Raw genomic sequence first — 16,732 nt, forward strand, 5'->3', positions numbered from 1 at the left:
CCGGCCTGGAATGGCCCGCATTCTCACTTATTTTCCAGGTCCAGGCCATATCGCTGGCAAACGCTCCCTTCGAGCAGCCGGCGTCCTGAGCTTTTCCAACACAGTTAGTGGAGAGATCACCTTGGTAGAGTACGTAGTTTCCCTCGATAAGCTCGGCGTCCACGATGTAGAGCATGTGGGGGGCAAGAACGCATCCCTGGGCGAGATGATCAGTAACCTTGCAGGTGCCGGTGTATCGGTTCCTGGTGGCTTTGCGACAACGGCTCAGGCTTACCGTGATTTCCTTGAACTAAGTGGTCTGAACAACCAGATCCACGCCGCCCTCGATGCACTGGACGTCGATGACGTGAATGCCCTGGCCAGAACCGGCGCGCAAATCCGTCAATGGATCATGGACGCCGAATTCCCCGAAAAACTCAACGCCGAGATCCGCACCGCGTTCGCCACGCTGTCGGCCGGCAATCCTGACATGGCCGTAGCCGTGCGTTCTTCGGCCACTGCTGAAGACTTGCCGGACGCTTCCTTCGCCGGTCAGCAGGAAACCTTCCTCAACATCCGTGGCGTCGAGAACGTCATTCGCGCAGCCAAGGAAGTCTTCGCTTCGCTGTTCAACGACCGTGCGATTTCCTACCGCGTACACCAGGGTTTTGACCACAAACTGGTTGCCTTGTCTGCCGGCGTGCAGCGCATGGTGCGTTCGGAAACCGGCACTGCCGGCGTGATGTTCACCCTCGACACCGAATCGGGTTTCCGTGACGTGGTGTTCATCACCGGCGCCTACGGCCTGGGTGAAACCGTCGTACAAGGCGCGGTGAATCCGGACGAATTCTACGTTCACAAGCACACCCTGGCAGCCGGTCGCCCGGCCATTTTGCGCCGCAACCTGGGCAGCAAAGCCATCAAGATGATCTACGGCGAAGTGGCCACGGCCGGCAAGTCGGTCAAGACCATCGATGTCGACAAGGCCGATCGTGCACGTTTCTGCCTCAGCGACGCCGAAGTCAGCGAGCTGGCCAAGCAAGCGATGATCATCGAGCAGCACTACAAGTGCCCGATGGACATCGAATGGGCCAAAGACGGCGACGACGGCAAGCTGTACATCGTTCAGGCCCGTCCTGAAACCGTGAAAAGCCGCACCAGCGCCAACGTCATGGAGCGCTACCTGCTCAAGGAAACCGGCACTGTGCTGGTAGAAGGCCGCGCCATCGGTCAGCGCATCGGCGCCGGTAAGGTGCGGATCATCAAAGACGTTTCCGAGATGGACAAGGTCCAGCCGGGCGACGTTCTGGTGTCCGACATGACCGACCCGGACTGGGAACCGGTCATGAAGCGCGCCAGCGCCATCGTCACCAACCGAGGCGGGCGTACCTGCCACGCGGCGATCATCGCTCGCGAACTGGGTATCCCGGCCGTCGTGGGTTGCGGCAACGCCACCCAACTGTTGAAAGACGGGCAGGGCGTTACCGTGTCTTGCGCTGAAGGCGACACCGGTTACATCTTCGAAGGCGAACTGGGCTTCGATATCAAGAAAAACTCCGTCGACGCCATGCCCGATCTGCCGTTCAAGATCATGATGAACGTCGGCAACCCGGACCGCGCCTTCGATTTCGCGCAGCTGCCGAACGCCGGTGTGGGCCTGGCACGTCTGGAGTTCATCATCAACCGCATGATCGGCGTGCACCCTAAAGCGCTGCTGAACTACGCCGGGTTGCCGCAAGAGATCAAGGAAAGTGTCGACAAGCGCATCGCCGGCTACGACGATCCGGTCGGTTTCTATGTCGAGAAGCTGGTTGAGGGTATCAGTACCCTGGCTGCTGCGTTCTGGCCGAAAAAGGTCATCGTGCGTCTGTCGGACTTCAAGTCCAACGAGTACGCCAACCTGATCGGCGGCAAACTCTACGAGCCGGAAGAAGAAAACCCGATGCTGGGTTTCCGTGGCGCTTCGCGTTACATCAGCGAATCGTTCCGTGACTGCTTCGAGCTCGAATGTCGTGCTCTGAAGCGTGTGCGCAACGAGATGGGCCTGACCAACGTCGAAATCATGGTGCCGTTCGTCCGTACCCTGGGCGAAGCCAGCCAGGTCGTCGATCTGTTGGCAGAGAACGGTCTGGCGCGTGGCGAAAACGGCCTGCGCGTTATCATGATGTGCGAATTGCCGTCCAACGCCATCCTGGCCGAAGAATTCCTCGAGTTCTTCGACGGCTTCTCCATCGGCTCCAACGACCTGACTCAGCTGACACTGGGCCTGGACCGTGACTCCGGGATCATCGCTCACCTGTTCGACGAGCGTAATCCGGCGGTCAAGAAGCTGTTGGCCAATGCCATTGCCGCGTGCAACAAGGCCGGCAAATACATCGGTATTTGCGGTCAGGGCCCTTCCGATCACCCGGATCTGGCCAAGTGGCTGATGGAACAGGGTATCGAAAGTGTCTCGTTGAACCCCGATTCCGTGCTGGAAACCTGGTTCTTCCTGGCAGAAGGTCAGGCTGCGGTCTGAGTCGTCAAGTGAAGGGCCGATCAATGATCGGCCCTTTTAGACTAGAAGCAGGGCGGGTTCCATGGATGCCGCCCTTTTTTGTGCAAGAGCATTATGCAAAGCAGCAGCAACCTGTTTCCTGTCGCCCTGATCAGCGCTGAACGTCGCGGTGATCTGAGCGAAGACGTCTACCGGCTCAAACCCGGCAATAGCCCCGACGGCACCGTTGAGCTGGCGGTCACCCGGCTGGGCATGGCGGATGAGCCTGAGGTTCGTGGTGTTCCGGTGGTGCTGCTTCATGGCAGTTTTTCCAATCGGCGCTTCTGGTTTTCACCCAAAGGTCTGGGTCTGGGCGCTTATCTGGCGCGCGCCGGTTTTGATGTGTGGGTTCCCGAGATGCGCGGGCACGGCCTGTCCCAGCGCAATCAGAACTACCGCAAGAACCGCGTCGCCGACTATGCCCGCTACGATCTGCCGGCGATTGCCGCGTTCGTGCGTGAGCAAAGTGGCCAGACTCCCCATTGGTTGGGGCATTCGCTGGGCGGTATCACCCTGGCGGCGGCATTGGGCGGCCAGTATCTGGGCGAACCCGCCGTGGCGTCCGCCGCATTTTTCGGCACCCAGGTCAGCCGTACTTACTGGCCATTGAAAATCCCGCCGGTGGAATGGAGCGGGCGATTCATATTGAAGCGGTTTGCCCAGATATCGGGTTCCCGGCTCAAGCGCGGCCCCGAGGATGAGCCGATTGGCCTGGCCCTGGAAGGCATGCGTTGGTACGGACTGTTCGGCCGTTTTGGTGATTCAGAGAAAGACTGGTGGGCGGGGCTGGCCGAGGTTCAGGTACCGGTGCTGGCAGTGAGTGCTGCCGGCGATCACCAGGACCCGACCTGGGCTTGCCGCAAACTCTTCGAGCAGTTTGGCGGCGAACACAAGCAGTTCATTTGCCTGGGGCGGGAACAGGGTTTTAGCGACAATTTTGGCCATGTCGAGATGCTGGTCAGCAAAAGTGCACAAACAGAAGTCTGGCCATTGGTGGAACGCTGGTTGAAAGATCAGCAGGCAGCGTTGCTGACCCGAGAGTCGAATCTGGCCGCTGCGGTCTGAGCCGGGCGCTCTAACAAGGGCATTTCGCTCTGGTCGACTAACGGCTAAGATATGACGCATTGGGTTGTTTTGGTCACTTTCAGCTATTGAGTCAGCACTAATGTTCGTGCAGCTTGAACGCCTGATCAATCTGGATGAAGGTTACCGACGGACGTTCCAGGTCGGCGGGCGCAGCTTGCATTTGCTGGTGCTGGACAATCAGCCATTGCTGTTCGAAGACAGCTGCCCCCATCAAGGTGCGTCGTTGTCGGCGGGCACGTTGAGCGGCAATGTGTTGCGCTGCAAGCGCCATGGCATGGAGTTTCAACTGCCCAGCGGGCGCGCGTTGCAGCCGTCCTGCCCGGGTTTGAGTATGATGAACCTGGTCTATGAGGGTGACTGCATTGGTGTCGAGGTCTAACCTTGAACATCCGCCGCCGGAGCTCGTCTTATTAGCGTGACCCCTGCGATTTCTGACTCTTTCTATCGTGTGCTTTCCCTTACAGGAGTTTCTCGATGAACCATTACCTTACTCCCGATCTGTGCGACGCCTACCCGGAACTGGTCCAGGTGCTCGAACCGATATTCAGCAATTTTGGCGGTCATGATTCCTTCGGCGGCGAAATCGTGACTATCAAGTGCTTTGAAGACAACTCGCGGGTCAAGGAGCAGGCCGAACTCAAAGGGAATGGCAAGGTGCTGGTGGTCGATGGCGGAGGTTCGCTGCGCTGTGCGCTGTTGGGCGACATGATTGCCGAGAAGGCCGCAAGCAACGGTTGGGAAGGGCTGGTGATCTATGGCTGCATCCGTGATGTCGACGTCATCGCGCAAACCGATCTGGGGGTGCAGGCCCTCGCCAGTCATCCAAAGAAGACTGACCGGCGCGGTGCTGGTGATCTCAACGTCCCTGTGACGTTTGCCGGAGTGACGTTCCGTCCGGGCGAATACATTTATGCGGACAATAATGGCGTGATCATTTCGCCAAGCCCGCTGAAGATGCCTGAATAAAGCGTCGAGCACTGTCGGTTTCCAGGAAAGGGGTAAGGATGTTCGAGGAAGAAAACGCGCAGTGGGGGCTGGTGCATGCCCTGGTGCTGGATGGTAAAGGCGGTGCGCGTTCGATTGCCCGGACTGATCTGGATGACCTGCAACTGCAGCCCCATGAAAGCCTCTGGCTGCATTGGGATCGCAGTCATCCGCAAACCCAGACCTGGTTGCGTAAATACAGCGGTCTGAGTGAGTTCAACTGCGATCTGCTGCTGGAAGAAAATACCCGACCGCGACTGCTGCCGTTACCGGACCACGAACTGCTGCTATTTTTGCGCGGGATTAACCTCAATCCGGGTGCCGAACCGGAAGATATGGTCTCGGTACGGATCTTCGCCTCCGCTCAACGGGTCATTTCATTGCGCTTGCGCCCCTTGCGGGCCACCGATGAGCTGCTGGTACAGCTCGACTTGGGCAAAGGGCCGAAAACCGCCTCGGAACTGATCCTTTATATGGCGCAGTATCTCACCAATAAGGTCCAGGATCTGGTCAGCGACCTCTCGGAAATCGTCGACGGGGAAGAAGAAAAGCTCGATACCGACGAACGGTATACCCCGGAGCATGACTCCATTTTGCAGATCCGTCGAAGAGCGGCCGCGCTGAAACGTTTCCTCGCTCCGCAACGGGATATTTTCGGTCAGCTGACCCGGATCAAATTACCCTGGTTCGCCGAGGACGATGGCGACTACTGGAACGAATTGAACAACAGCCTGACGCGCTACCTGGAAGAGCTGGAATTGACCAGAGAGCGCGTGGGTCTTGTGCTGGAGGCCGAGGATCGGCGTTTGAGCGTGCGCATGAATCGCACGATGTATCGGTTCGGAATCATCACCTGCATCTTTCTGCCGATGAGTTTTCTGACCGGTTTGCTGGGAATAAATGTCGGCGGAATACCCTTCTCCGAGAGCCCGTATGGCTTCCTCGTTGCTTGCCTGATGATGATCTCGGTGGCCCTGGGCCAGTGGTGGTTATTCCGACGTTTGCGCTGGGTCTGATGTTTTGGCATGTGACCCGAAGAAATTTGATCGCGTCTTTCACAGACATCTCGAGAGGTGCGTATGCACGATCCGTTCGAACAGTCTTTGCGTGACATGCTTAAAGCGACGCCGTCCAACCGTGACGACGATGCTTGCCTGGGCCGTGTACTGAAAACCGCCAACCGTCAGGTGGGTGCGGGTGATCTGTTCAGCTTGCTGGGGCGTTGGTTGCCGGCGCTGATGATCGCTCTCAATAACGGGTCGGCCCATGTCTCGCCGGTTTCCCGTCTTAAACCTTCTGCTCGCACTGCTGCTGATAAGGCTGACTGAATATGGAAATTGATCTCTGGACCCAGAGCCTCATCACTGCGATGACTGCGTTGTGGACCAAGGTAGCGAATTTCATTCCCAACCTGTTCGGCGCACTGGTTGTGCTGCTGTTGGGTTTTGTCGTGGCCAAGCTGCTCGACACCTTGCTCTCCAAATTGCTCGCCAAACTGGGTCTCGATCGCCTGATGGGCGGTACCGGTTTGACCAAATTGCTGTCCCGTGCGGGCCTGCAAGTACCGATCTCGACCTTGATCGGCAAGATCGTCTATTGGTTCGTGTTGCTGATTTTTCTGGTTTCTGCTGCTGAATCCCTTGGCCTTGAGCGAGTTTCAGCTACGCTCGACATGCTGGCGCTGTATTTGCCGAAAGTATTCGGTGCCGCGCTGGTGCTGTTGGTAGGGGTGTTGCTGGCGCAGTTGGCCAATGGGCTGGTGCGCGGGGCGGCAGAAGGCGTAGGGCTGGATTACGCTGCAGGTCTTGGGCGTATCGCTCAAGGCCTGGTGATCATCATCAGTATTTCGGTTGCGATCAGCCAGTTGGAGGTCAAGACCGACCTGCTCAACCATGTGATCGTGATTGTGTTGATAACCGTTGGTCTGGCAGTTGCCTTGGCCATGGGGTTGGGAAGCCGGGAAATCGCCGGGCAGATTCTTGCGGGAATTTATGTGCGTGAGTTGTATCAGGTTGGGCAACAAGTGCGTGTTGGAGAGGTCGAAGGTCAGATCGAAGAGATCGGCACGGTTAAAACTACACTGCTGACCGATGAGGGTGAGCTAGTCTCTCTCTCCAATCGGATGATGCTGGAACAGCATGTTAGTAGCCGCTAACCCGGCAAACCCTGCTACTGTATGCCGCCGCAAAATGCCCTGACCCGGGCTGCGGCGGACATTGACCTGACTGTCGGCCCGACTTGTTTTGAATAAAACCCAATCGCTATCCATGCGCTACGACCCCCGCGAGCTCTCCGATGAGGAGTTGGTTACGCGTTCGCATGCGGAGCTGTTTCACGTAACCCGCGCTTATGAAGAGTTGATGCGGCGCTACCAGAGGACATTATTTAACGTCTGTGCACGGTATTTAGGGAACGATCGTGATGCGGATGATGTCTGTCAGGAGGTGATGTTGAAGGTGTTGTACGGCTTGAAGAACTTCGAGGGCAAATCGAAGTTCAAGACGTGGCTGTACAGCATCACCTACAACGAATGCATCACACAGTATCGGAAGGAACGGCGAAAGCGTCGCTTGATGGACGCTTTGAGTCTCGACCCCCTCGAGGAAGCATCTGACGAAAAGATGCCGAAACCTGAGGAAAAGTCTGGACTTGATCGCTGGTTAGTGCATGTGAATCCGATTGACCGCGAAATTCTGGTGCTACGATTTGTCGCAGAGCTGGAATTTCAGGAAATCGCAGACATAATGCATATGGGTTTGAGTGCGACAAAAATGCGTTACAAACGCGCTCTTGATAAATTGCGTGAGAAATTTGCAGGCGTTGCTGAAACTTAGTTCGGCGCAAATATCTCTTACGTGTAGGCAAGTTCTGATAGACTTGCCGCCGAGTTGTCCCCCGGTATGCGGGACTGCTTCACAATCACCAGATGGGGATTTAACGGATGAAACTGAAAAACACCTTGGGCTTGGCCATTGGTTCTCTTATTGCAGCCACTTCGTTCGGCGCACTGGCACAAGGCCAAGGCGCAGTTGAAATCGAAGGCTTCGCAAAGAAAGAGTACTTTGACAGCACTCGCAACTTCAAAAACGACGGCAATCTGTTCGGTGGTTCGGTTGGTTACTTCCTGACCGACGACGTTGAACTGCGTCTGGGCTACGACGAAGTGCACAACGTGCGTTCCGATTCCGGCCAGAACATCAAGGGCGCCAACACCGCTCTGGACGCTCTGTACCACTTCAACAACCCAGGCGACATGCTGCGTCCTTATGTCTCGGCCGGTTTCTCCGACCAGAGTATCGACCAGAACGGTTCGAACGGTCGTGACCGTTCCACCTTCGCCAACGTTGGTGGCGGCGCCAAGCTGTACTTCACCGACAACTTCTACGCCCGTGCCGGCGTTGAAGCTCAGTACAACATCGACCAGGGCAACACCGAGTGGGCTCCTAGCGTCGGTATCGGTGTGAACTTCGGTGGCGGCTCCAAGCCTGCTGCTGCACCAGTCCCAGCTCCGGCTGAAGTGTGCGCTGACAGCGACAACGACGGCGTGTGCGACAACGTTGACAAGTGCCCAGACACCCCAGCCAACGTAACTGTTGACGCTGATGGCTGCCCGGCAGTTGCTGAAGTTGTTCGTGTTGAGCTGGACGTGAAGTTCGACTTCGACAAGTCGGTAGTCAAGCCTAACAGCTACGGCGACATCAAGAACCTCGCTGACTTCATGAAGCAGTACCCAAGCACCAACACTACTGTTGAAGGTCACACTGACTCCGTCGGTCCTGACGCTTACAACCAGAAACTGTCCGAGCGTCGTGCAAACGCCGTTAAGCAAGTTCTGACCAACCAGTACGGTGTTGAATCGTCCCGCGTTCAGTCTGTTGGCTACGGCGAATCCCGTCCGGTTGCTGACAACGCAACTGACGCAGGTCGCGCTGTAAACCGTCGCGTAGAAGCGTCGGTAGAAGCTAGCGGCAAGTAATTAGCGCGCAGCTCTGAAAAGCCCGGCTCAGGCCGGGCTTTTCTTTGCCTGCGATTTGGTGATCTTGTGGGAGCGAGCCTGCTCGCGATGACGGCCTGACAGCCGACCTCTCTCTGGCGGATGTACCCAAATCAAATGTGGGAGCTGGCTTGCCTGCGATGGCGGCCTGACAGCCGACCAATCTCCTGCGGGTGTACATATCCATTCCTGCGGTAACGGCCACTTAGGGTTTCGCCCTTACGGCGAGGCCCTTTTGGCAAACGAACGCCCCAAAAGGACCCAAAAGGTCTTGCCCCGAGCGTACGGCACCTCGCCAAGGCTCGGTGTTCCCTCGCTCCGGTGTCCATCAGGGGGCATCGCCCTCCGGTCTGCTTCGCGACGACCTCCATGCGATGTCCTCGGCTTCGCCGAGGGGCGCTGCGCGCCAGTCCCCTGATGAACACCTCCACTCGGCCTGCCGAAGGGGCGGGTAGATCAAAATGCGGTGGTCAACTAATTCCAGACACCTCGATAGGTGGTTTCGACGCCATTGTCCGTTCGTAAACGGTCGGTGGTAGATATCCCAGTTTCGAGTGCAGCCGTTTGTTGTTGTAAAACCCAACGATGTACTCCGTGATGTCGCGGATCGCTTCGCCATGGTTGGCGTAATCACGTCGCCAGACCCGCTCCATTTTCAAGCTCAGGAAGAAGCGCTCCATCACCGAGTTATCCCAACAGTTACCTTTACGGCTCATGCTTTGCTGCATGTCATTTCGCGCCAGCAGCGCTCTGTAGCTCGCGCTGGCGTATTGGCTGCCACGGTCTGAGTGAGCGATCAGTCCCGGTGGTGGTTGACGCTGAGCAATGGCCAACTGCATCGCGCTACACACCAGCTCCGCCGGCATGTTCGGGGCCATGGACCAGCCGACAATTTTACGGGAGTACAAGTCCAGCACCACCGCCAGGTATAACCAGCCGCTGCGGGTCCGGATGTAGGTAATGTCAGCCACCCAAGCCTTGTTCGGCGCAGCGGGGTCAAACTGACGATTCAACACATTTTCGGCAATGGGCAGGTCATGATTGCTGTCAGTCGTATGGACGAACTTGCGCTTCCAGGCCGAACGCAGACCGTTGGCACTCATCAAACGGCGGATTTTATAAAGGCCGACCACCATGCCCTTGCCACGCAAAGCATCCCGCAACGGGCGGCTGCCGTAGCAACCACCACTTTCGACAAACGAGGCTTTGAGCTGAACCGTGATCGGGCACACAGATGCCGGCTCAGCAGCGCGTTTGTTGGCCTCATAGAAACCGGATCGACTGACGTTGAGTAACCGACAGACATGCGCAACCGAGTAAGCCTTCTGTTGCAACTGCCTGACCAGCCGATAGGTCATTTCAGTTCGCGGGCAAAGAAGGCGGTAGCCTTTTTTAAGATGTCATTGTCCATCTTAAGCTGGCGGTTTTCCTGCTCCAATTGCCGGATACGTTGTTGCTCAGTCGTCAGTGGTTTGCCGATACCGGTCTCTCCCAGTAGCTCAGCATCGTACTGACGCACCCAACGTCGAACAGCCGTCTCACCTAGATTCAAATCCAGGCAGACCTGTGGAACGGTCAGGCCTTGGTCCTTGATCATCCTAACGACTTGTAGCTTGAAGCTCTCGTCAAAAACTCTGCGTTTGTCGGTCATGAAAAACTCCTCGATAGATGTATTTTCCACCTATCGGGGTGTCTGGGGAAATTAGACCACTGCAAAAGCCAGATCAAAAGCCAAAGCGAGGCGGCCTACCGGCCGGCCTGTCACTCACGAATGTAACCAAATCAAATGTTGGAGCGAGCCTGCTCGCGATGGCGGCCTTACAGCCGGCCTATCTCTTGAGGATGCACACCAATCCAATAATGAAATGGTTACCCCCGTCCCACCCTCTGAACGGCCACTACGCTTTCACAGGCTGCCACCGCCCCGATCACCAGGATTGCCGGGCTTTTCAACTGGAAGGTGAGGGCATCTTCCTGCATGGCAGTCAGATCGCTCCGACATTCCCTTTGCTGCGGCAGCGAAGCGTTTTCGATCATCGCCACCGGCGTATCTGCCGCAAGACCGCCGGCCAGCAATTGGTCGCGAATTTCGCTCAATTTGGCTACCCCCATGTAGATCACCAAAGTCGTGCCGCTTTGGGCCAGGGCTTGCCAATTCAGGCTGCTGTCGTCCTGAGTGTGGGCGGTCACCAGGGTCACGCCACGGCTGATACCGCGCAGTGTCAGCGGAATATCGCATTGTGTGGCACCGGCAAGACCTGCGGTGATGCCGTTGACCATTTCGACTTCGATTCCATGGGTTCTCAGCCACTGCGCTTCTTCACCACCGCGTCCGAAAATGCACGGATCACCGCCCTTGAGCCGCACCACGCATTTGCCTTGGCGGGCATAGCGCAGCATCAAGCGATGAATGAACGCCTGCGGCGTGGAGCGACAGCCCCCGCGCTTGCCCACGGGGATGATGCGCGCCGTTGGGCAATGAACCAGTACGGCTTCGTTCACCAGATCATCGATCAGCACCACATCGGCGTCCCCAAGTGCACGTACCGCTTTGAGGGTCAGCAGTTCAGGATCGCCAGGACCTGCGCCCACCAGCCAGACTTTTGCGCTCATGTTCAATTCCTCACGAAGTGATTGCCATCGGTTGGGCAGTGACCGCCAACAGACGCTTGATTTCCGGTACGCAGGAGCCGCATTGAGTGCCGCAGCCCAGTTCTTGCTTCAAACCATTCAGATCCAAGCCCCGACGGATGCCGGCGCATACCGCGCTTTCGCTGACGTTTTTGCAGTTGCACAAGGTTTTGCCAGTGGACGCGAGGCTTGTCGCGTTGCCCGGTGGGGCACTCAAGGGTGCCAGCAGCCAGCGACGCAATTGCTCGTCGGCGCTGCCCTCGAGCCACAGACTTTGTAGCCAATGCTGGGCGAGGGTTTCACCGGCCAGGCGAATGGCGATGATTCGCCCGTTTTCGATCCGCACCCGTTTACCGATGGAGCGTCGGGGATCGTCATAGGCCAACACCGGCCCATCGTTGAGCCTCAGCAGTTGATCGATATCCCTGAGCAACTGCGGATCCGGTGCCTGAGCGCTGGCCGCGCGAATCAACAGCGCCGGGCGCTCGCGGCCGGTGAGGCTGAGGCTGGCGTAGGCAAAGCCCTCACAGAGCGTGCGCAGGGCCTCGAAATGCTGCTGCACATCGCCTTCGATCAAGGCAAACAAGTGCCATGGCAGCTGCACCGGCTCGATGCGCACGCCGCTGTGTTTGAGTTCCGGTTGTTTCGACAGTGGGTCGAACGCCGGTTGCGTGACGGTATTGATGCCGCCCTTGAGGAAACGATCGCCCCAGTGCATTGGCAAAAAGGCCTGGCCCGGGCGCACGCTGTCATCGCTGCCCACGGCGACGATCACACTGCCGCGACGGCTTTTGAGGCTGACCAGATCGCCGGATTGCAGCCGATGACGCCGCAGTTCGTCGGGGTGTAGACTCAAAACCGCTTCACTGACGTGCCCGAACAATTGCGCGGCGGTGCCGGTGCGGCTCATGCCGTGCCATTGATCGCGCAGGCGCCCGGTGATCAGGGTCAGCGGGAAGCGGGCGTCACGCTGTTCTTTGGCGGCGCGGTAGGGGTCGGCAACAAAATGTGCACGGCCGGTGGCGGTTGGAAAAATCCCGTCGACGTACAGGCGCGGTGTTCCGTTCAGTGCGCCGCCGGGGAAAGGCCATTGTTGCGGGCCGATCTGGTCGAGCAAGGCATGACTGATGCCGGACAGATCAAGATCGCGGTCGCGGGTCAGTACTTTGTATTCATCGAACACCTGCGCCGGGTTGCTGAAGGCGAACAGGCTTGGTTGCCCTGGACGCAGACGTTGTTCCAGACGCTGGGCGAAATCCACGGTGATCGCCCAGTCTGCCCGCGCTTCTCCGGGGGCGGTTATGGCGCGGCGAACGTGGGAAATACGCCGTTCCGAGTTGGTCACCGTGCCTTCCTTCTCGCCCCAACTGGCGGCAGGTAACAACAGGTCGGCAAACGGCGCGGTTTCGGTGGTGCGAAAGGCTTCTTGCAACACCACGAACGGGCAGGCCTTCAAGGCTTCGCGCACTGCGTTCTGATCCGGCAGCGATTGCGCTGGATTGGTGCAAGCGATCCACAGGGCTTTGATCTTGCCGCTCTGGACTTGCTCGAACAGCTCGATGGCGGTCAGTCCGGTGCTTTCGGGCAAGCGCTCGACGCCCCAATAGGCTGCGACTTCTGCCCGGTGTTCAGGATTGGCGGCTTCGCGATGACCAGGCAGCAAATTCGACAGGCTGCCGGTTTCGCGACCGCCCATGGCGTTTGGCTGGCCGGTCAGGGAGAACGGTCCGGCGCCGGGCCGACCGATTTGGCCGGTGGCCAGGTGCAGGTTGATCAGGGCGCTGTTTTTCGCGCTGCCGGCGGTGGACTGATTGAGTCCCATGCACCACAGCGACAGAAAGCTGGGTGAGGTGCCAATCCACTCTGCACATTGCTGCAGTTGTTCGGTGCTGATCCCACACAGCTGCGCGACCATTTGCGGGGTGTAATCGCGCACCAGGTTTTTCAGTTCGGCCAGGCCATCTGTGTGGGCTTTGATGAAGTCACGGTCGATCCAGTCTTCCCACAAAAGCAGATGCAATATTCCATGAAACAGCGCGACATCGGTGCCTGGCAGAATCGCCATATGCATGTCTGCCAGGTCACAGGTGTCGGTGCGTCGGGGGTCGATGACGATGACTTTCATTTGCGGACGACGGTTTTTGGCTTCTTCCAGGCGACGAAACAGTACCGGGTGGGCGTAGGCCATGTTGCTGCCGACGATCATCACGCAGTCGCTCAGCTCAAGGTCTTCATAGCTGCACGGCGGGGCGTCGGCACCGAGGCTGCGTTTGTAGCCGACCACCGCCGAGGACATGCACAGCCGCGAATTGCTGTCGATGTTGTTGGTGCCGACCAGCGCTCGGGCCAGCTTGTTGAAGGTGTAATAGTCCTCGGTCAGCAGTTGCCCGGAAATGTAGAACGCCACGCTGTCCGGGCCGTGTTCGGCGATCGTGTCGGCAAACACATTGGCCGCGTGATCCAGCGCGGTATCCCAGTCGGTGCGGCTGCGGGCCAGGCTTTTGCCCAGCCGCAGTTCCGGGTACAGCGCCCGTGCCGCCAGGTCGCCAGTCAGGTGCAGGCTGGCGCCTTTGCTGCACAGTTTGCCGAAGTTGGCCGGGTGTGTCGGGTCGCCGCTGACGCCGAGGATGTGCTCGCCGTCATGCTCGATCAACACACCGCAACCGACCCCGCAGTAACAGCAGGTCGAAGCAGTCGTCTGGCGGTTCATCAGCTTGCATCCCGCAGTGCCAGCATCACCCGGCCATTTTCCACGCGCGCCAAATGGCGGTGCGCGCAGCCAATGTCCGGTGCCAGGGCTTCGCCGGATTCAAGGTCGATCTGCCAGTTGTGCAGCGGGCAGGCAACCCGTTTGCCGTAGATCAGTCCTTGGGACAGCGGGCCTCCCTTGTGCGGGCAGCGGTCGTCGAGGGCGAAAACCTCATCGTCACTTGTACGAAAGATCGCGATATCGCCTTTCGGGCCGCTGATGATGCGCGAGCCGAGGGCGTTGATTTCTTCCAGGGCGCAGATATCCAGCCAGTTCATGCCTGCACCTCCAGTTGTTTCACGGTGATGGTGTCGAACTCCTTCTTCAGCAGCGGCTGTTCCAGGCGCTCCTTCCACGGATCCTGTTCGAACGACAGGGAGAATTGCAGGCGCTCATTGAGGGCCTTGCGTCGCTCCGGGTCTTCCAGCACCGCTTTCTTGATGTGCTCCATGCCGACCCGTTGCAGGTAATGCACGGTGCGCTCCAGGTAGAAGGCTTCTTCGCGATACAGCTGCAGGAAAGCGCCGTTGTACTCGCGCACTTCTTCGGCGGTTTTCAGCTTGACGAAGAACTCCGCGACTTCGGTTTTGATCCCGCCGTTGCCGCCGATGTACATCTCCCAGCCCGAATCTACGCCGATGATGCCGACGTCCTTGATCCCGGCTTCCGAGCAATTGCGTGGGCAGCCGGAGACCGCCAGCTTGACCTTGTGCGGCGACCACATGTTGAACAGGTCATGCTCCAGCTCGATCCCCAGTTGGGTCGAGTTCTGTGTGCCGAAGCGGCAGAACTCGCTGCCGACGCAGGTCTTCACGGTGCGGATGGATTTGCCGTAGGCATGGCCGGACGGCATGTCGAGGTCTTTCCAGACACCCGGCAAGTCCTGCTTCTTGATCCCCAGCAGGTCGATGCGCTGGCCGCCGGTGACCTTGACCATCGGCACGTTGTACTTGTCCGCCACATCAGCGATGCGCCGCAACTCGGAAGGATTGGTCACGCCGCCCCACATCCGTGGAACCACCGAATAGGTGCCGTCCTTCTGGATGTTGGCGTGGGCCCGTTCGTTGATCAGACGCGACTGTGGGTCATCCTTGGCTTCGCCCGGCCAGGTGGAAATCAGGTAGTAGTTCAGCGCCGGGCGGCAGGTGGCGCAGCCATTCGGCGTGCGCCAGTTCAGGTAACTCATGGTCCCGGCGATGGTCAGTAGGTGCTGGTCGCGGATGGCTTGGCGGATTTGCCCGTGGTTGAGGTCGCTGCAACTGCAGATGGCTTTTTCGCTTTTCGGTTTGACATCCGCGGCGCCGCCGACGGTGTTGATCAGGATCTGTTCCACCAGGCCCGCACAAGAACCGCAGGAGCTGGCAGCCTTGGTGTGCTTCTTCACGTCATCGACGCTGAACAGGCCATGTTCCTGAATGGCCTTGACGATGGTGCCCTTGCACACGCCGTTGCAGCCGCAGACTTCAGCCGTGTCGGCCATGCTCATGGCTTTGTCCTGGCCCTGATGGCCGACGTCGCCGAGAGCGTTCTCGCCGAACATCAGGTGGTCGCGGATTTCGCCGATGGCGTGGTTTTCGCGGATCTGCCGGAAGTACCAGCCGCCGTCGGCGGTGTCGCCATACAGGCAGGCACCGACCAGTACGTCATCCTTGATCACCAGCTTCTTGTACACCCCGCCGATGGGGTCGGAAAGGGTGATGGTTTCGGTGCCTTCGCCGCCCATGAAGTCGCCGGCGGAGAACAGGTCGATGCCGGTGACTTTCAATTTGGTCGAAGTCACCGAGCCCTTGTAGGTGGCGAAGCCCAGTTGCGCGAGGTGGTTGGCGCAGACCTTGGCCTGCTCGAACAGCGGCGCGACCAGGCCATAAGCGATGCCCCGGTGGCTGGCGCATTCGCCGATGGCATAGATACGCGGGTCGTAGGTTTGCAGGGTGTCATTGACCAGAATCCCGCGGTTGCAAGGAATGCCGGACTTTTGCGCAAGCTCGGTGTTCGGCCGGATGCCGGCGGCCATCACCACCAGGTCAGCCGGGATCACGTCGCCATTCTTGAATTGCACCGAACCGACCCGGCCATTGCCGGCGTCGTGCAAGGCCTGGGTCTGTTCGCACAGGCGAAAATGCAGGCCACGGGCTTCCAGGGCGGTTTGCAGGAGTTGGCCGCTGGTTTTGTCCAGTTGCCGCTCCAGCAACCATTCGCCGATGTGCACCACGGTGACGTGCATGCCGCGCAGCATCAGGCCGTTGGCGGCTTCCAGTCCCAGCAGGCCGCCGCCGATGACCACCGCGTGTTTGTGGGTCTTGGCAGTGTCGATCATGGCCTGGGTGTCGGCGATGTCGCGGTAGCCGATCACACCCTGCAAGGTGTTGCCAGGAATCGGCAGAATGAATGGCGTCGAGCCGGTGGCGATCAGCAAGCGGTCGTATTCAGCTTCGGTGCCGTCTTCGGCAATCACTCGGCGTTTGACCCGGTCGATCTCGACCACTTTGCGGTTGAGCAGCAGCTTGATGTTGTTTTCCAGGTACCAGTCCAGATCGTTGAGCACGATCTCTTCGAACGTTTGCTCCCCGGCGAGCACTGGCGACAGCAGAATGCGGTTGTAGTTGGTATGGGGTTCGGCGCCGAAGACCGTGATGTCGTACAGCTCGTTACTGAGCTTGAGCAATTCTTCGAGGGTGCGAACCCCGGCCATGCCGTTGCCGATCATCACCAGTTTGAGTTTTTTCATAAATATCTCCGGGAACTCAGGCCTGCCTCATCAGGGCGGTCGGGC

The 16,732-nt window shown here is 58.6% G+C and carries 14 protein-coding genes; 9 read left to right on the top strand and 5 right to left on the bottom strand.

The genetic code is table 11. The annotated features are described in order from the left end of the window. Positions 1 to 121 precede the first annotated feature (121 nt). From ppsA to AC3I0A_RS09380, 9 genes are all read left to right on the top strand, one after another. Positions 122 to 2,497 carry a phosphoenolpyruvate synthase gene (ppsA, locus tag AC3I0A_RS09340; protein ID WP_489377413.1) on the top strand — a complete coding sequence of 792 codons (2,376 nt, stop codon included), beginning with the start codon at positions 122 to 124 and terminating at the stop codon, positions 2,495 to 2,497. Between the two features lie 93 nt (positions 2,498 to 2,590). Next, complete coding sequence (locus AC3I0A_RS09345; RefSeq protein WP_489377414.1) at positions 2,591 to 3,580, top strand: alpha/beta fold hydrolase; 990 nt, start codon at positions 2,591 to 2,593, stop codon at positions 3,578 to 3,580. Between the two features lie 100 nt (positions 3,581 to 3,680). Further along, complete coding sequence (locus AC3I0A_RS09350) at positions 3,681 to 3,980, top strand: Rieske (2Fe-2S) protein (protein ID WP_489377415.1); 300 nt, start codon at positions 3,681 to 3,683, stop codon at positions 3,978 to 3,980. A 95-nt stretch (positions 3,981 to 4,075) separates the two neighbouring features. Beyond that, positions 4,076 to 4,567 (top strand): ribonuclease E activity regulator RraA, encoded by a 492-nt coding sequence (gene rraA, locus AC3I0A_RS09355; RefSeq protein WP_489377416.1) that lies wholly within the window; start codon positions 4,076 to 4,078, stop codon positions 4,565 to 4,567. Positions 4,568 to 4,605: 38 nt separating this feature from the next. After that, positions 4,606 to 5,601: a zinc transporter ZntB gene (locus tag AC3I0A_RS09360; RefSeq protein ID WP_489377417.1), complete on the top strand. Its 996-nt coding sequence runs from the start codon at positions 4,606 to 4,608 to the stop codon at positions 5,599 to 5,601. A gap of 63 nt (positions 5,602 to 5,664) precedes the next feature. Beyond that, entirely contained in the window at positions 5,665 to 5,913 is a 249-nt protein-coding gene (locus AC3I0A_RS09365; RefSeq protein WP_489377418.1) for a CrfX protein, read from the top strand. 2 nt (positions 5,914 to 5,915) lie between these two features. After that, on the top strand, positions 5,916 to 6,740 hold the full coding sequence (locus AC3I0A_RS09370) for a mechanosensitive ion channel family protein (protein WP_489377419.1): 825 nt from the start codon (positions 5,916 to 5,918) through the stop codon (positions 6,738 to 6,740). 88 nt (positions 6,741 to 6,828) lie between these two features. Then, complete coding sequence (gene sigX, locus AC3I0A_RS09375; protein ID WP_489377420.1) at positions 6,829 to 7,419, top strand: RNA polymerase sigma factor SigX; 591 nt, start codon at positions 6,829 to 6,831, stop codon at positions 7,417 to 7,419. Positions 7,420 to 7,526: 107 nt separating this feature from the next. Beyond that, positions 7,527 to 8,561: an OmpA family protein gene (locus tag AC3I0A_RS09380; protein WP_489377421.1), complete on the top strand. Its 1,035-nt coding sequence runs from the start codon at positions 7,527 to 7,529 to the stop codon at positions 8,559 to 8,561. A 488-nt stretch (positions 8,562 to 9,049) separates the two neighbouring features. Here AC3I0A_RS09380 and AC3I0A_RS09385 read toward each other — a convergent pair. The 5 genes from AC3I0A_RS09385 to nirB all read right to left on the bottom strand — a co-directional run bounded on the left by AC3I0A_RS09385 (position 9,050) and on the right by nirB (position 16,687). Next, positions 9,050 to 10,230 (bottom strand): IS3 family transposase gene (locus AC3I0A_RS09385; RefSeq protein ID WP_489372800.1). Its coding sequence is split into 2 segments (ribosomal slippage): positions 9,050 to 9,966 and positions 9,966 to 10,230, totalling 1,182 coding nucleotides; the frame shifts between segments, so codons are not numbered across the junction. 218 nt (positions 10,231 to 10,448) lie between these two features. Continuing rightward, on the bottom strand, positions 10,449 to 11,192 hold the full coding sequence (gene cobA, locus AC3I0A_RS09390) for a uroporphyrinogen-III C-methyltransferase (protein WP_489377422.1): 744 nt from the start codon (positions 11,190 to 11,192) through the stop codon (positions 10,449 to 10,451). Between the two features lie 10 nt (positions 11,193 to 11,202). Further along, a complete protein-coding gene (locus AC3I0A_RS09395) occupies positions 11,203 to 13,920 on the bottom strand; it encodes a nitrate reductase (RefSeq protein ID WP_489377424.1) in 2,718 nt (905 codons plus the stop codon). Further along, the gene (gene nirD / locus AC3I0A_RS09400) at positions 13,920 to 14,237 is read right to left on the bottom strand and encodes a nitrite reductase small subunit NirD (RefSeq protein WP_489377425.1); all 318 of its coding nucleotides are present in this window, start codon (positions 14,235 to 14,237) and stop codon (positions 13,920 to 13,922) included. Before nirD ends, AC3I0A_RS09395 begins: the two co-directional genes overlap by 1 nt. Continuing rightward, entirely contained in the window at positions 14,234 to 16,687 is a 2,454-nt protein-coding gene (nirB, locus tag AC3I0A_RS09405) for a nitrite reductase large subunit NirB (protein WP_489377426.1), read from the bottom strand. Before nirB ends, nirD begins: the two co-directional genes overlap by 4 nt. Between the last annotated feature and the right edge of the window lie 45 nt (positions 16,688 to 16,732).

The sequence above is a fragment of the Pseudomonas sp. KH_024_B2 genome (assembly GCF_057839965.1).

Excerpts from the sequence above, each read along its gene's own strand:
- AC3I0A_RS09350 (WP_489377415.1), top strand. The coding sequence starts at position 3,681 with ATGTTCGTGCAGCTTGAACGCCTGATCAATCTGGATGAAGGTTACCGA.
- AC3I0A_RS09395 (WP_489377424.1), bottom strand. The coding sequence starts at position 13,920 with ATGAACCGCCAGACGACTGCTTCGACCTGCTGTTACTGCGGGGTCGGT.
- AC3I0A_RS09345 (WP_489377414.1), top strand. The coding sequence starts at position 2,591 with ATGCAAAGCAGCAGCAACCTGTTTCCTGTCGCCCTGATCAGCGCTGAA.
- AC3I0A_RS09365 (WP_489377418.1), top strand. The coding sequence starts at position 5,665 with ATGCACGATCCGTTCGAACAGTCTTTGCGTGACATGCTTAAAGCGACG.
- cobA (WP_489377422.1), bottom strand. The coding sequence starts at position 11,192 with ATGAGCGCAAAAGTCTGGCTGGTGGGCGCAGGTCCTGGCGATCCTGAA.
- nirD (WP_489377425.1), bottom strand. The coding sequence starts at position 14,237 with ATGAACTGGCTGGATATCTGCGCCCTGGAAGAAATCAACGCCCTCGGC.
- AC3I0A_RS09360 (WP_489377417.1), top strand. The coding sequence starts at position 4,606 with ATGTTCGAGGAAGAAAACGCGCAGTGGGGGCTGGTGCATGCCCTGGTG.
- AC3I0A_RS09370 (WP_489377419.1), top strand. The coding sequence starts at position 5,916 with ATGGAAATTGATCTCTGGACCCAGAGCCTCATCACTGCGATGACTGCG.
- nirB (WP_489377426.1), bottom strand. The coding sequence starts at position 16,687 with ATGAAAAAACTCAAACTGGTGATGATCGGCAACGGCATGGCCGGGGTT.
- rraA (WP_489377416.1), top strand. The coding sequence starts at position 4,076 with ATGAACCATTACCTTACTCCCGATCTGTGCGACGCCTACCCGGAACTG.
- AC3I0A_RS09380 (WP_489377421.1), top strand. The coding sequence starts at position 7,527 with ATGAAACTGAAAAACACCTTGGGCTTGGCCATTGGTTCTCTTATTGCA.